This window comes from Clostridium akagii DSM 12554, from assembly GCF_000686725.1.
Lineage (GTDB): Bacteria > Bacillota > Clostridia > Clostridiales > Clostridiaceae > Clostridium_I > Clostridium_I akagii.
In genome coordinates this window covers 47,435-62,859 of record NZ_JMLK01000021.1, presented here as the reverse complement: position 1 = coordinate 62,859, position 15,425 = coordinate 47,435, and the positions used below count along the sequence as shown (strand labels likewise).

The following is a 15,425-nucleotide window of genomic DNA, read 5'->3' as shown; positions in this document are numbered from 1 at the left end:
GCCGCTAGAAACCCGAAGGTTTCTCGCTCGACTTGCATGTGTTAAGCACGCCGCCAGCGTTCGTCCTGAGCCAGGATCAAACTCTCATAAAAAAGTGTTTGATTAAGCTCATTTCGCTTAATATAAATATTTTAAATCTTATTTCTAAGATTCAAAGAAATTTGCTGGTTTACTTAATTCTTATTCTCTGTTTAATTTTCAAAGATCACTGTGTTGCCGTTAGGCAACTTTTATATAATATCACAAGTTCAAACCCTTTGTCAATACTTTTTTTCAGTATCAATTTCAGTTTGCTGTTTCTTTTTTTTCTCGTTTGTTTCTTGCGACGTGTTCTATAATAACATTATTATAGTCACTAGTTTACTAACTATACCTCAATAAACTAAATTAAAGCCCCTATCCTTTGTTTCCTTATATATATTCATTGATTTCTTATATAGGATACACACGGTAATGTATAACATTACTATGGGATAATTTCATGTAAAATATGCAATTTTTCATTACTAAATACTAATTTCCAGTGGACAACTTTTTCATATACTTACTTAAATCATATTGTTCTGTGCGTTTAATTTCAATTCTTCTATCTACTCAATGTAGTTTATAATAATACAAGTTTCAAGGACATAGATAAAAAGCCAAAATAAAAAAGCTGTCGATATATTTTAATATATACAAAACAGCTTGAAAAATTATATACGAAATGTAAAAACCCATGATGGTATACTCACCAATTATTTTATTGAAATGGTGATGTTATACAAAATCTATAATACTAGTTTAAATACTATGAGGAATATAACCCCTGGTACACCAAAGAAACCAGCTATAAGTGACGTTACTATATTAATACCAATGACAAATCCAAAGTGAATTCCAATTAAATTCACAAGAAATAATAGTATAGTTCCAAGTACAGCATTTATTATTAACTTAATCAATATCTTTAATGGCCATGCTAATAATTTAACTACAATAAACAGGGCTATTATGGCAATTAAAAAATAACCAACGTATTCCATTTAATCATCCCCTCATTGATAGATTATTCTACATACTCCTCGTCTATATGCATACTAAACCCATTTACCTTTATGCCAAGCTTTTTAGCTTGTTCAATAAGATATGCATACTTTGATTTGGCTGCTGCTTCTTTATATATAGCATAATCAACAAGCACAGGTTCGTCTACAAATTCAAAATAGTCTCTACATTCCTGTAGTTCTTTCTTAGCTTCTTCTATGGCTGCAATTATATTCTTCTTATCATCGTTATAACCTATTTCATTACTAGTAATTTTAGTGCTTTTTTTCCTGATCATAAGAAAACCTCCCATTTCATATCTCCTTACAATTATAGATATAAAATGGGACAAATATTACTTATATTTGTTTTCTACCTTCAAGAGCTTTTGATAAAGTCACTTCATCAGCATACTCAAGATCCCCGCCAACCGGTATCCCATGTGCAATCCTAGTAACTTTGATTCCTAATGGATTAAGTAATTTAGATATATACATGGCTGTAGCTTCTCCGTTAACATTGGCATTAGTTGCAACGATAACTTCCTTGACATCATCCTTCATTCTAGTTACTAGTTCTCTTAGTTTTATTGAATCTGGTCCTATTCCTGCCATCGGTGATATGACACCATGTAACACATGATACACGCCATTATATTCTCTAACTCTTTCCACTGACATAATATCTTTAGGCTCTTCTACCACACAGATAGTTCCTTTATCCCTACTTGGATTGGAGCAAATAGCACATGGATCAGAATCCGTAAAATTTCCACATACTGAACAATACTTAATGGTCCCACGAGCCTTAATAAGGGCATTTGCAAAACCATCAACCTCATCCTTAGGTAGATTTAATACATATAGTGCTAGTCTTTGTGCAGTTTTATATCCTATACCTGGGAGCTTAGCAAACTCTTCAATCAATTTTTCTATTGCCACTGGATAAAAATCCAACACATTCACCTCAATTGTTTTTGGTAATACATCTGAAATAAAATAACAAGTCAAATATATCATAATAATGACTTGTTATTTTTTAGAAGATACCTTAAATTTATTTCTTAATTAAAACATTCCAGGCATGCTCATTCCGCCTGTCATCTTTTTCATTCCTTCTGAAGATTCATCCTCTGCCTTCTTCATTGCTTCATTGCATGCTGATATAATTAGATCTTGAAGCATTTCTACATCATCAGGATCAACTACTTCTGGCTTTATTTTTATATCAATCAATTGTTTTTTACCACTTACTATAGCTGTAACAGCTCCACCACCAACACTTGCTTCATAATTCTTAGTTTCAAGGTCCTTCTGCATATCCTCCATCTGTTTTTGCATTTTCTGCGCCTGCTTTAATAAGTTGTTCATGTTTCCTCCGCCCATTCCTGGGAATCCACCTTTTGGCATATATAAAACCTCCTAAAATATTTTTTTAATTTAAATTTAGCATTCAAATTATTTTACCATTTATAGTATCATTCATCAATAATATCAACAATTTCTTCACCAAACGCTTGCTTTAGTATATCTTCTGGAGAAGTATCTTCTGGCTCATCCGACTCAACACTATATTTTATTTTTACCTTTTCTTTAAGTATTTCTGAAAAAATTTCCTCAACCACTTTATTATTTTCTGTTCTTTGCAGGTTTTGCTTACTAAAATTATAATTTTTGTGGAATCTTATTTCTATAATACTCCCACTACAACTCACCGGCTCTCCATTTGTAAGATGGGCTCCTAAAACTCTAAATCTTCTTGCCTTAAACGTTTCAAGGATGTCTTTCCAAACCTTTTTCACATCCTCTAAACTTATCTTAGAATCACTATTTATAGCTTGCTCAATTAATTGTTCATTAATTTGTGGTTTTTTAACTTGCTTAGTTATTCTTTTCAGTTCTTCTTTAGCATTTCCAATAGTACTCTCTTTACTAAAGTTCATTTCTCCCTGCTTTATAGTTTGCTCAACTTTATTAAGTCTTACCAATATAACCTCGTTAGATGTATCATATTCTGACTTGCACATTTTTATAATTGCAAGTTCCAAATATATTCTACTCTGTTTACTCCATTTTGACTGTTCTTCTGTTTCCTGCAATATTCTAATACATCTCATTATTTCTTCTATTCTTATTTTACTTGATTGATCTTTTAATATTTTAATATTTTCTTCTGACAAATCTATTATTTCTTCTGGATTGTTACTAACCTTTACCATCATAAGATTTCTCATATGAACTATAAAATCTTTAATAAATATATTTATGTCCTTACCATTTATAACTACATCTTCCACTACCCTCATTGCAGTTTCAACGTTTTTTTCTATTAGTGCATCAGTTATTTTTACAAGATAATCATTGGTTACAAGTCCAAGCATATTTATAATATCATCATATTCAACCTTGCCACTACCTACTGCTATAGCCTGATCTAACATGCTAAGTGCATCTCTCATGGCCCCATCTGATATTCTAGCTACTAAATACAAACTTTTATCATCTGCAGAGAATCCTTGTTTTGTAACAATTTCCCTAAGCCTTTGAAACATATCCTCTTTTTTTATTCTTTTAAAATCAAATCTCTGACATCTTGAAAGAATAGTTGCAGGAAGTCTTTGTGGATCCGTTGTTGCTAAAATAAATATAACATTTTTAGGAGGTTCCTCCAGTGTTTTTAAAAACGCATTTACTGCTCCAACTGAAAGCATGTGAACCTCATCTATTATATAAACCTTAAAACGACTCTCATGTGGTGGATATTGCACTTCATCGATTATGTTTCTTATGTCTTCTACCCCATTATGTGATGCTGCATCGAGTTCCGTAACATCTATAGCAAGGCCAGCATCTATTTTTTTACACATCTCACACTCATTACATGGCTCTCCATCAATTGGATTCAAACAATTTACAGCCTTAGAAAGTATTTTAGCCGTTGAGGTTTTTCCAGTACCCCTAGTTCCACATAAAAGATACGCGTGGGCTATTCTATCATTTTCAACTTGATTTTTTAATGTTATGGTAACGTGTTTTTGACCAACTACTTCTTCAAATGTTTTAGGTCTCCACTCTCTGTATAGTGCTTTGTACCCCACTTTTTCACCCTCTTTGTCGTTAAACATGTTTTCCTTCTATTATATTATACTACGTTATAATCATTTATTTAAGTTAATTATATAACAAAAAAGATGCTTTATTAAGCATCTTAACTTTTTTTCTTAATTAAATGTCGTGCACCTTGATTCGACAATAGCCTATAAGCGTTACTTATCTAGTTAGCTCAAATCAGGTTTTTCCACGGCACACGAAAGGATTCACTTACCGCTGCTTCCTTCCGGACCTGACGGATTTCATGAACTTCCATTGCGTGGGACCCAACTCTCAACACCACTTTTATAAGGCAGACCTTACAGACCAAAGCCTACACAAGGATTTCAACCCTGCTATAGCGGATTGCAGGTTACAAGGCACCGCTGACTCCCCGTCTAGCACAACAAAGTTTTAATGGCGGAGAAAGGGGGATTCGAACCCCCGGTTGGGTTTCCCCAACACTCGCTTTCCAGGCGGGCTCCATAAACCACTCGAACATCTCTCCACATTTACATTCTTTATCTGCGACTATCTGGTGAAATAATCACACAACTTGTTTTATTAATTTGTCACGAAGTCTATTATATCCTTTAAATGCTGATTCGTCAAGAATGAAATTTTTAATTAGAATTTCTATACACATTTCCACCCTCTGAGGTATAAAAAATCGTCTATAGTCCCCATTAAATTTGTGGTAGCAAAAGAATGTGGCTTTACTCACATTCTTTTGCTACCATGATTTTTTTATTGATAACGGCTATATTATTGCCTCAAAATTAAGTATACTTTTCACTAATTGCTCTGATTCTATATTATCCCTATCACTGCCAATATCCATCATATATGTTTCTAAAACGTTTACATTGATTTTAGAATTTTTTCTCAGCTTATTCCATTCATCAATCATTTGAATTGTATCTGTACCTAATACGCGTAGTGATTTAATATACAAGGTATCCCCTTGGCTCATTATACTTTTCAATTTTTCATATTCACTAAATTCCCCATATTTTTCATCAGAAAAAATATTTTTTTTATCTACTCCTAGTTCAATAAAATTACAGGTTTGTTTAGTGGAAGATTGCTCCTGAAATAAAGGTCTTAGGTAGGCGAACTTGGTTTTTGCCATATGTATACCACCTTTCTTCTCATTATACTTATATTATACTCTCTTAATTTTTGAAAAACAATTAGCAGATTTGTGAAAAAAATAAGCAAGGTTTCTAAATAACCCTGCTCATTTAAATTCATTTTAGTTCACTACACATCTGCTTAGACTCATTTTTAAGTTGATTAACTTCATCTTCTGGAGCATCTTTTGTTGGATACCAACCCTTTTGCCTCATGGCATCAAAAACTTTGTATTGTACATCTTGAACACTTTTAAAATTATTTACTAGGGTATCTCTTAAATTTGGGCATGATGATTCTGTAATTCCTGTACTATAAGAAGATACTACTTGTTTTTCTGTTGCCAATAAATCTTGCATCAATTCTTTTTCACTAAAATTACCTGCACTTGCCATAATAAAAAACCTCCTACTCTATTATTGATGAGAATCCAAATATGTCTTTAAATTATTAAAGTTGTTTTTATGAATATTGCTTGCTTCATTGCAAAGTTGCTTTAGTCCTCCATCTGTACAGTATTGACCATATTGATAAAATTTCTTATTCATAAGTAACTCATAACCTATTTCGTCTTTAATTACTTTTAAATTGCTAGCCTCTAATTGTTTTGACGCCGTAGCTTCCATATTATAGTACCTCCTTATCATATTAAAATTTCAATTTGCTACTTAATTATAGTTATCATTTTTTTATGATTTTATCCGTATAATAAAATTTTTTTATTTTGATATCTATCCCATAATTGAAAAAAGTCATCAAATACAAAGAACTATGTTTATTTTTCTACAACTATGTTGTAAAATTGATTTTGGATATGCTTTTAAAGAAAGCTTATAAAAGGAGTGATAAAATGAATCCAATAGCATTTTCAGTATTTGGTCTTGGTATACGCTGGTATGGAATAATAATCGCCTGCGGTATGTTGCTTGCAATTGTAATTTCAAGTTATACGTCAAAATTAAAAAACGTTAATTATGATGAACTTTTAAATATGATTTTAATATCCTTACCATTGGCTATAATAGGTGCAAGACTCTATTATGTTATTTTTAGTTTCGGTGACTATGTTAATAATCCAATAGAAATATTAAACATTAGACAAGGTGGCCTTGCGATTCATGGTGGCGTAATCGTAGGTCTCCTATCTTCTTTCACCTATTGTTATAGACGAAAGCTACGATTCATGGATTATGCTGATGTAATTGCTCCTTCAATTATAATTGCACAATCCATAGGAAGGTGGGGTAACTTTTTTAATCAAGAAGCCCATGGTGGTCCCGTTTCTTATAGTTTCATACAACATTTTCCTATGTTTATTCAGAATGGAATGCACATAGATGGCACTTACTATCATCCTACCTTTTTATATGAATCAATTTGGGATCTTTGTATATTCTTCATCCTTTTAGCCATATTGAAACGATCAAAACGTTCTGGTATTGTTATTTTCAGTTATATAGGTTTATATTCAGTGGGTAGATTTTTCATTGAAGGCCTAAGAACTGATAGTCTTATGATTGGACCATTAAGAATAGCACAAGTTGTTAGCTTAATTGGAATCTTATCTTGGATAGTTTTTATATTTTACTACTTTAGAAAGAAAAAACAATCCGCTACTTAAAATATTAGATAGTGTTTTTTTGTTAAAATAGAAAAAATAATAAAATGGGGATGTAGGTAGCTTTGCACCAAAGCTACCTACATCCCCAAACATTCATATCAATCATGAATTTTTTAACTTAACTCTATTGATTTCCTTGTCCATTTTGGTTATTACCACCATTTTGCCTATTTCCCATTACGCTTTTTGTTACTGTATCTGCTTGAGCCTGAGTAATAACTTTTTGAGTTACTAGTTCGCTTAATGGATTAAATGAGCCCTTTCCTTGTCCACCCCCATTACCGTTTGGTGGATTTCCGCCTGTACTATTGCCACTATTTTTAGCAGTGTTACCGCCTGCTTGTCCGCCTTTTCCTTGTGACTTTTTATCGAATCTAGCAGTAAGAGCAGTCAATATTTTACCCGATTGATCTTGGTTTATAGTTCCTTCCTTCACAAGTGCGGCTAGCTTATCTTTGTAGTTTTTCTCCATAGTACTCTTATCGAATGTCTTCCTCTGGCCAGTTCCTCCATTACCTGAATCTGAACTATCTTTGCTTTGACATCCTGCAAATAGGAACAATGTCATACTTAATATTGCTAGAACAACAGCAATCTTATTGAATTTTTTCATCTTATTATCACCCTTTTTTAAATATTTGATCATAATAAGAGTTTATATTTTATTTGTGTAAATCCCTTGCCAACTTTGTGAACAGTCCGTGAAGAATCTCATTGCTGCAAAGTAATCATTAACTATTGATAAATACTCCCAACAAAATTTAAGCCTGATTTGGTTTTAAAACATTTATTTTTTATATGTTCTATGGCTTGCTTATCCATCTTATCTTCAAATATATTTACTAAACAATCTGCCTCAACTAATATTTGAAATTCATTTCCATCTATTTTATTGTAGCTATGGTGATTACCTATTATATATAATATTCTGCTAAGCACATCCTCGGGTAAATTATATTTTTCTAACAGTCCCTTTGCTACTGCTGGTCCTTCTATTTCTTGATACTTTCCAGAAGAAGAATTATACTTTTCTTCACTTACTTTTATACCTATATCATGCAAGATAGCTGTGACTTCTAAAATCAACTGTTCTTTCTTATCTAAGTTTTCCAGTTCACCTATAGTTTTAGAAAACCCATAAACCTTAATAGCATGATTTATCCGAGTAACATCACATCCAAAATAAATAATCATATCTATCATTACTTTATCAACCATTTTTGCACCTCTTTTAAATTTAATAAAAAAAGACTATAGCTAAATTGAAATCTAACTAAGCTATAGTCTAAAAAGTTATTTAGTTATTTAAGATACTTCCAGAGGACTGAATCTAAAATTTTGGCGGAGGGAAAGGGATTCGAACCCTTGGCGGAGTCTCCCCCGCAGCAGTTTTCGAGGCTGCCACCTTCGACCTCTCGGACATCCCTCCACATATTTTTACTTAGATATATAATAAAAACGAACTAACATTCTCATAACTTTTCTAAACATGCCTTATCCATTATACTATTACCTATACGTAAATCTCAAGTATAAAATTAAAATTAATTATAACTTTAATGACATTAAGGCATCTGACAAAAGATAGACTATCATTTAGGACAGTTATGGCCTATCTGATTTTTCTAAAAAAATTTGTGATTATACTACTACAATTTTCAGAATACATCCATTTAACATCAATATTATAGTTCAAATAATCATTTTGTAAAAGATTTATTACAGAACCACATGCCCCCATAATAGGATCAAATGTGCCAATATATATTCGTTTTATTCTCGACGCCGCTATTACTGACGCACACATAGGGCATGGCTCAAGCGTTACATACATTTCACAATCATTTAATCTCCAATTTTTAAGTTTCTGTGATGCTTCTTTTATAGCTAATACCTCGGCATGAGCAGTACAATCATTAAATAATTCTTTTCTATTAAAAGCTCTTGCTATTATTTGCCCATCTTTAACTAGCACAGCCCCCACAGGAACTTCACCCAGTTTACTTGCTTTTTCTGCTTCTATCAACGCTTCTTCTAAAAATTTTTTTTCCATGATTTCTCTCCTGTGATCTACAGCCTCTACATTTTGCTTGTTATTATTTATTATATCATATAAAAATGCACAAAAAAATATGCCAGCTTTACACTGGCATAAAACAAATTTTAAAGGGGTAATCTTTATAATATTATATTACATTATATTTGTTACGATTATGTTGATTTTTTGTTACAAATCCATAATATTATAAGAATATTTTGTTAACTAAGTTTTAATTTTGTTCTAAAGACAATATTTGGGGTTAAATAGATATTTGAAATATCTATTTGAAATATCTATTTAATCAAGGTGTAGAACCCTTAAACTGTTTCAATAGGTCTTTTTAAGATTCTTAGTAAAATGCAAGTTACTATGGCACCTATGAGAATTGATAATATATAAAGTAATGGGTTACCTTTAACTAATGCAATTACAAATACACCACCGTGTGGAACTGGTAGTCCTATATTAAAGAACAATGCAAGTCCTCCTGCTACTGCAGAACCAACTGCAGTTGCTGGAATAACTCTTGCTGGATCTGCGGCTGCAAAAGGTATTGCACCCTCTGTTATAAAGCAGGCTCCCATTACATAGCAGCTAAGACCGGTTTCTCTCTCTTGTTTTGTAAATCTATTTTTAAAGAATGTAGTAGCAAGAGCAATTCCCAGTGGTGCAGACATACCTCCAGCCATAACAGCTGCATGTGGGTAATAATTTTTTGAAGCTATCATTGCAATTCCAAATGCAAAAGCAGCCTTGTTTATGGGGCCGCCCATATCTATTGCCATCATTCCACCAAGAATCACTCCAAGTAGCACTTTATTTCCTGTTCCCATGTTGCCTAACCAATGTTGTAGTAAAAGATTTATTTCGATAACAGGTCCGTCTATACAAATATACATTATAGCCCCGGTTATAAAAATGCCTAGTAATGGATATATAAGCACTGGCTTTATGCTCTCAAGTGACTCCGGTAATTTTGCGAAAGCCTTCTTAAGAAGCAATACTACATAACCACCAAGAAATCCTGCAATAAGTCCTCCAAGAAATCCTGCTTTACTTTGATATGCTAAAAATCCACCCACCATTGCAGGAGCAAACCCTGGTCTGTCTGCAATGCTCATGCCAATAAATCCAGCCAGTACTGGTACCATAAGTGCAAATGCATTATCGCCTCCAACAACTGAAAGTAGTTTAGACAAATATAACAAGTTTGGATTTGTACTCTTTTCAAATATAAATGATAAAGCTATTAATATTCCTCCCCCAACAATGAAAGGAAGCATATTTGAAATACCACTCATAAGATGTTTATAAATACCAGTCTTTTCTCTGGTATTTGTTTTTTCAGAACCACCCTCGTGGTTATATATAGGTGCTTCACCATTCAATGCTTGATTTATAAGTTGTTCTGGCCTTTTTATTCCCTGTACCACAGGAACTATAACTACTTTTTTTCCATTAAATCTTGCCATTTCAACTTGTTTATCAGCAGCTACTATTATACCTGATGCTCTCGATATTTCATCATCAGTTAATCTGTTTTTAACTCCCGTAGCACCATTGGTTTCAACCTTTATGTCTACTCCCATTTCTTTAGCCTTATTCTTCAATGCATCGGCTGCCATGTAAGTATGTGCTATTCCTGTAGGACATGCTGTTACGGCTAAAACTAAACCCTTTGAGCCTTCCGCTATTTCTGCAACGTCCTCTTCAGCATTTTCTTCTTCTAATTTTTCTTCTTCTTGACTATCAATTAAACTTAAAACTTCATCCTCAGTGTCAACAATAAGAAGTTTCTTTTTAAACTCTTCATTCATAAGCATAGTAGACAATCTTGATAATGTTTCTAGGTGTGTATTGTTAGCCCCTTCAGTCGCTGCAATCATAAAAAATATGTTTGCTGGATTACCATCTAGAGAATCAAAATCAATACCCTGCATGGAACGTCCAAAGGCTAAGGCTGGAGTTTTTACAGCTGCAACCTTTGCATGTGGTATAGCTATTCCCTCACCAATTCCAGTTGAGAAGTCTGCTTCTCTTTTTAAAATTGCTTTCTTGTATTCTTCTTTATCATTTAATATTCCAGCACTATCTAATTTTTCTACTAATTCATCAATTACTTCTGCTTTATTTGTAGATTTCAAATCTAGAATTATGGTGTTTTTTCTTAAAAGTTCTGTTATTTTCATCTTTTTCCTCCTGTAATAAATTACATTTCATTAGTTTATATAAACAGCCCAATTAAGGGCCAATTATTAATCTATTTTATTTACACTTACTTGTGCTAAATAATATTCAACGTCTTCTTTTGTACATAAATCCTTTGAAAATGCTGTTGCACTTCCGCATGTAGCACCCCACCTAAAAGCTTCAATTAAATCCTTTGACCCTGAATATTTAGCTAAAAATCCTGCAATAACTGAATCTCCTGCGCCAACCGAATTCTTTACTGTTCCCTTTGCAGGAGTTGCATGATATACTCCTCTTTCACAAATTAAAAGGGCTCCTTTTTCAGCCATAGATATAATTACATTCTGTGCTCCCATAACTATGAGCTTCCTTGCATATTCTATAATTTCATCTTGATCTGTAAGTTCTTTGTTAAAAATTTCACCTAATTCATGATTATTAGGCTTTATTAAAAATGGCTTGTTCTCTAATGTCGCTACCAAAGCATTGCCTGTTGTATCAACTATAACTTTCACATTATTAGAACTACACTTTTTTTGAAGTTTTGCATATATGTCACTGGGAACAGATTTCTGGACATTTCCTGCTAGTACTAGATAATCCTCTGAGTTTAATCCTTCTACTATTTTGAATAATTTGTTCAAATCCTCCTTTTCAATAATTGGACCTGCCCCATTGATTTCTGTTTCTCCCTTTGATTTAAGCTTAACGTTAATTCTTGTATCTCCATTTATCTCAATGAATTCAGTTTCAATGCCTTGCTTTTCTAATGAATCAATGATGAATTTTCCAGTAAAACCTCCGACAAACCCTAATGCCTTACTTTTTACACCCATGTTATTTAAAACTCTTGATACATTTATACCTTTTCCACCAGCAAATTTTTCTTCACTGCTAACCCTGTTAACTATTCCAGCTTTAAAATTGTCTACGTTCACAACATAATCTATGGCGGGATTAAAAGTTACAGTATATATCATCTTTTCATCACTACCTTTTCTATTGGTTTTTAATACCCTTATACACATGATAATATAAAAACGATCACTAAACAACATATATAATCAAATTCAATCATATTATTTTTGATTTCTTTTAATTTCGCTCACATTTAAACATAAATGGATCATTAGTATATGAAATATTAAATTGTTCATGCTGTGACTACAGCTGAGATTGTTGTTAGTCTTGTGTTGGTTGATGTAGCTCTTTAAAGCATAGTCATAAATCCTGGCCTTTTAGAAAAATTTGACCAAGTGATATCCTCTTACATAAGCAATGTATTGTCTCAATGAATGTGATTAAAGCAACTTAAGTTGTATGTTGGTAATGGTATCATTCCCACCTCATTTAGAAAGACTTTTAGCTAATAAATCAGATAATAAACTAAAACTTGCAAACATAGATTTTCTTTCTTCTTGTGACATATTACCTAAGGCTCTTATTTCTGCCACTTTAAGTTCGTCAAGTATGCCTTTTGCATATTCCTCTCCTTGCTCCGTGAACCTAACAATCTTATTTCTACGGTCTTGAGGATTTAATTCCCTCAAAACATACCCTTTCTTTTCAAGCCCAGATAATATTAACGACACTGTCTGCTTTGGTAAAAACAGTTTTCCACAAATTTCATTTTGAGTACAGTAAGGTAATTTTTCGTTTATTTCATGTAGAACAAATAGAACTGTATCCTGAATACCATGATTTTTAGCCCAAACATGATACGTATCGCCAAATTCAAAATAATATTTATAATAAAGATTTATTTCCTCATTAAATTCCTCTTTTTCATTCATTTATTTCTCACTCCTTCCTTATGCAAAACCTAGTGGCTAACACCACTTAGGTTCATGCCTATAACACCCAATATAATAAAAAGTAAAGACAGTATTTTTAAAGCACTAACGCTTTCCTTAAATACAAGTATTCCTATTACTGATACAATAATAATTCCAGTAGCTCCCCATATAGCATATGCCACACTAACAGGTATTTTTTTTAATGCTATTGCTAAAAAAGCAAAACATAAACCATATGCTAGAAATGTTCCTACAATTGGGAATAGTCTTGTAAATCCATTAGACATCTTCATACAAGTTGTTCCTATAGTTTCAAGAATAACAGCTAGAATTAAATAAACCCATTCCATAATATAAAACCCTCTTTCATTAACTACAATTAAATTAGTCCATAAATGGACTAATTTAATTGTAGTTAATGAATTCGATTTTGTCAATAATAAACAAGACTAGTTCCATACAGTTCATAACCCTATGGTGATAAATTTGAATAAGATTTCGTTAGATAAAGAAATAATCCTCAATGCAACAAAAGAAGTCATTCACCGTTTCGGACCCCACAAAGCTAATATAACTGACGTGGCAAAAGCACTAAAAGTAAGTCACGCTGACATGAACCTTCGTCATTGGATCAAAGTAATGACGGAAGCTACATGTCTTAGCTCCATTAATGATCCCAAAATGTTAGCAAATTATATGAAACTATTAAGCGGGCTTAAAAGTGCCAACGCCTGAATCCTTTATGCAAGAAAGGGACCGCCAATAAGGCGGTCCCTTTTAAATTCTAACATAGTAACAGATCAAAAGCCTCATTAGCACGATATAAAGTTATAAATCATCCTAGCTAAATAACTATTCACACATATCTTCTTCTTCTGACAATACTTCTGGTATTGAGACACATCCCCGCCACCATATGTTACCGCAAATAAGACCTTTTTGTCCGAGGAAAGATAAATTAATTTAATCATACTTTTTTACAGACTTACCCTCGGTATTTCCTGCCAAATATCTTCATATTTATATCCAGTAAGATCTTCAACAACTTCCTTTGTTTTAGCATCAACATCTAGTTTTGAACCGTTATTTTTTAATCGTTCAATTTCTTTTGTTAATATAAGATGTGTTTGTTTATTAAGATGGAAGGTTAACGTAAAGAGTAAAGCAATTACAAGTAATCCAATAGATCCACCAACCATAAGGTATGCAATAGTATGCATTACATGAGGTGGTTGAACTGCTCGTCCCTTAACAAATCCTCCATACTCCAATATAACTCCAACAACAAATGTAGCAACGGCTACGCTACTCTTTCTGGTGAAAGTCATAACTGCGGCAAAAAGACCTTCTCTTCTTTGTCTTGTAACAATTTCATCCACATCAGGAATAAATGGGAACACATTCCATGGTGTAAATTCTAATATACTTCTGCCTATTTGGTAAACTCCAGCAATTACAAATAAAATCACAATTTTTGATCCTGGATTAATTACATAAACAGTATAGAAACCTACTAAGCATACAATCATTATAGAGTAAGATATTTTGAATAAATTACCTGGTCCTATCTTAATCATCAAAAATCCTGCAAAGATAGTCATAGGTATGCCCACAATACTAAGTGAAAGCAAATTGGCAGCAAGTGAAGCTGTAACTTTTAAGTCATAAACACAGAAAAATACGAATACTGCATTAAATGTATCTTTAGCTGTAAATGATAGCATATAAATCATTAAATGTTTTCTAAAGCTTTTAATCTTTAATGTAGATATATAATCCATAATTATCTTAACGATAGTTTCCATGCGTTGTCTAACACTTTTATGTTCGTGTGTTTTGATTAATAACTCCTCTTCCATTTCAGGTGAAAGTTCTCTTTCCCAAGTAACTTTATATGATATAAATATACAAATAGCAAATATTATAGCGAAAAGGCATCCATTAAAAAAATAAGCGTATGGGTTTTTTTGACCAAAATGACTAATTAATATTCCCGGAACAAATGTTGCTAGAAATGTACCTGTAGCGGAAACAAACATCCTAGATGTAGAAAGTATAGTTCTTTCATTAAATTTCTTTGTCATTTCAGATGGCAATGTTTCATATGGTATCAATACCATAGCCGCAATAATCTCAAATAATAAATAAGTGATTAGATAATACCAGTAGCCCCTGCCAGTAACCCACAGCATAGCATACACTGCCATTAAAGGTGCTCCAATCAATAAAAAGAAACGACGTCTTCCAAATATTTTTCCTAATCTAGTTTTATAAAAATTGTCTGTTATACTCCCTATGCACAAACTAGAGACTGCATCCACAAGACGAGCAATGGCAATAATAGAAGCTGCTTGTATCGGTGATAGACCTGCAAAAGTGGTATAAAAGAATAGTAAAAAAGCTCCAATAATTGTAAATGCTCCTCCACCCATGGTGTCAACTAGTCCATAACCAAGACCTACTCCTAAAGTGATCTTCCTTGATTTTTTTAACATTTTATTTGCCTCTCTCTCTAATTAATATAGTAT

The 15,425-nt window shown here is 32.6% G+C and carries 17 protein-coding genes, 2 tRNA genes, 1 rRNA gene and 1 other RNA gene; 1 reads left to right on the top strand and 20 read right to left on the bottom strand.

Features of this window, described 5'->3' with window-relative positions; genetic code table 11:
• From BR66_RS0112065 to BR66_RS0112020, 11 genes are all read right to left on the bottom strand, one after another.
• Positions 1 to 92 (bottom strand): 16S ribosomal RNA (locus BR66_RS0112065); the annotation flags it as partial.
• A 678-nt stretch (positions 93 to 770) separates the two neighbouring features.
• Positions 771 to 1,025, bottom strand: coding sequence for a pro-sigmaK processing inhibitor BofA family protein (locus BR66_RS0112060; RefSeq protein ID WP_026883166.1), 255 nt, complete (start codon positions 1,023 to 1,025; stop codon positions 771 to 773).
• 23 nt (positions 1,026 to 1,048) lie between these two features.
• The gene (locus tag BR66_RS0112055) at positions 1,049 to 1,324 is read right to left on the bottom strand and encodes a YaaL family protein (RefSeq protein WP_026883165.1); all 276 of its coding nucleotides are present in this window, start codon (positions 1,322 to 1,324) and stop codon (positions 1,049 to 1,051) included.
• A 61-nt stretch (positions 1,325 to 1,385) separates the two neighbouring features.
• Positions 1,386 to 1,982 (bottom strand): recombination mediator RecR, encoded by a 597-nt coding sequence (gene recR, locus BR66_RS0112050; RefSeq protein WP_026883164.1) that lies wholly within the window; start codon positions 1,980 to 1,982, stop codon positions 1,386 to 1,388.
• A 111-nt stretch (positions 1,983 to 2,093) separates the two neighbouring features.
• Positions 2,094 to 2,435 carry a YbaB/EbfC family nucleoid-associated protein gene (locus BR66_RS0112045; RefSeq protein ID WP_026883163.1) on the bottom strand — a complete coding sequence of 114 codons (342 nt, stop codon included), beginning with the start codon at positions 2,433 to 2,435 and terminating at the stop codon, positions 2,094 to 2,096.
• Between the two features lie 68 nt (positions 2,436 to 2,503).
• The gene (dnaX, locus tag BR66_RS0112040; RefSeq protein ID WP_026883162.1) at positions 2,504 to 4,123 is read right to left on the bottom strand and encodes a DNA polymerase III subunit gamma/tau; all 1,620 of its coding nucleotides are present in this window, start codon (positions 4,121 to 4,123) and stop codon (positions 2,504 to 2,506) included.
• Between the two features lie 134 nt (positions 4,124 to 4,257).
• An RNA gene (ffs, locus tag BR66_RS25210) (signal recognition particle sRNA large type) lies at positions 4,258 to 4,522 on the bottom strand.
• Between the two features lie 11 nt (positions 4,523 to 4,533).
• A tRNA-Ser gene (locus tag BR66_RS0112035) sits at positions 4,534 to 4,623 on the bottom strand.
• 252 nt (positions 4,624 to 4,875) lie between these two features.
• Positions 4,876 to 5,247, bottom strand: a complete 372-nt coding sequence (locus tag BR66_RS0112030) for a hypothetical protein (protein WP_026883161.1) — start codon at positions 5,245 to 5,247, stop codon at positions 4,876 to 4,878.
• A gap of 118 nt (positions 5,248 to 5,365) precedes the next feature.
• A complete protein-coding gene (locus tag BR66_RS0112025; protein WP_026883160.1) occupies positions 5,366 to 5,644 on the bottom strand; it encodes a spore coat protein in 279 nt (92 codons plus the stop codon).
• Positions 5,645 to 5,665: 21 nt separating this feature from the next.
• Positions 5,666 to 5,875, bottom strand: coding sequence for a hypothetical protein (locus tag BR66_RS0112020; protein WP_026883159.1), 210 nt, complete (start codon positions 5,873 to 5,875; stop codon positions 5,666 to 5,668).
• A 188-nt stretch (positions 5,876 to 6,063) separates the two neighbouring features.
• On the opposite strand from BR66_RS0112020, the gene lgt reads away from it, so the two are divergent.
• The gene (gene lgt / locus BR66_RS0112015) at positions 6,064 to 6,870 is read left to right on the top strand and encodes a prolipoprotein diacylglyceryl transferase (protein WP_084156505.1); all 807 of its coding nucleotides are present in this window, start codon (positions 6,064 to 6,066) and stop codon (positions 6,868 to 6,870) included.
• A gap of 124 nt (positions 6,871 to 6,994) precedes the next feature.
• Here lgt and BR66_RS0112010 read toward each other — a convergent pair whose 3' ends face one another.
• From BR66_RS0112010 to BR66_RS0111965, 9 genes are all read right to left on the bottom strand, one after another.
• Positions 6,995 to 7,483 (bottom strand): hypothetical protein, encoded by a 489-nt coding sequence (locus BR66_RS0112010; protein ID WP_051624219.1) that lies wholly within the window; start codon positions 7,481 to 7,483, stop codon positions 6,995 to 6,997.
• Between the two features lie 122 nt (positions 7,484 to 7,605).
• A complete protein-coding gene (locus BR66_RS0112005; protein ID WP_026883156.1) occupies positions 7,606 to 8,088 on the bottom strand; it encodes an HD domain-containing protein in 483 nt (160 codons plus the stop codon).
• A gap of 121 nt (positions 8,089 to 8,209) precedes the next feature.
• A tRNA-Ser gene (locus BR66_RS0112000) sits at positions 8,210 to 8,299 on the bottom strand.
• A 183-nt stretch (positions 8,300 to 8,482) separates the two neighbouring features.
• Positions 8,483 to 8,923: a nucleoside deaminase gene (locus BR66_RS0111995; RefSeq protein WP_026883155.1), complete on the bottom strand. Its 441-nt coding sequence runs from the start codon at positions 8,921 to 8,923 to the stop codon at positions 8,483 to 8,485.
• A gap of 305 nt (positions 8,924 to 9,228) precedes the next feature.
• Entirely contained in the window at positions 9,229 to 11,100 is a 1,872-nt protein-coding gene (locus tag BR66_RS0111990; RefSeq protein WP_026883154.1) for a PTS fructose transporter subunit IIABC, read from the bottom strand.
• Between the two features lie 66 nt (positions 11,101 to 11,166).
• The gene (gene pfkB, locus BR66_RS0111985) at positions 11,167 to 12,081 is read right to left on the bottom strand and encodes a 1-phosphofructokinase (RefSeq protein ID WP_026883153.1); all 915 of its coding nucleotides are present in this window, start codon (positions 12,079 to 12,081) and stop codon (positions 11,167 to 11,169) included.
• Positions 12,082 to 12,447: 366 nt separating this feature from the next.
• Positions 12,448 to 12,894 carry a MarR family winged helix-turn-helix transcriptional regulator gene (locus BR66_RS0111980; protein WP_026883152.1) on the bottom strand — a complete coding sequence of 149 codons (447 nt, stop codon included), beginning with the start codon at positions 12,892 to 12,894 and terminating at the stop codon, positions 12,448 to 12,450.
• 29 nt (positions 12,895 to 12,923) lie between these two features.
• Entirely contained in the window at positions 12,924 to 13,247 is a 324-nt protein-coding gene (locus BR66_RS0111975) for a DMT family transporter (protein ID WP_026883151.1), read from the bottom strand.
• Between the two features lie 627 nt (positions 13,248 to 13,874).
• Positions 13,875 to 15,392, bottom strand: a complete 1,518-nt coding sequence (locus tag BR66_RS0111965) for an MFS transporter (RefSeq protein WP_026883149.1) — start codon at positions 15,390 to 15,392, stop codon at positions 13,875 to 13,877.
• Positions 15,393 to 15,425: the final 33 nt, after the last annotated feature.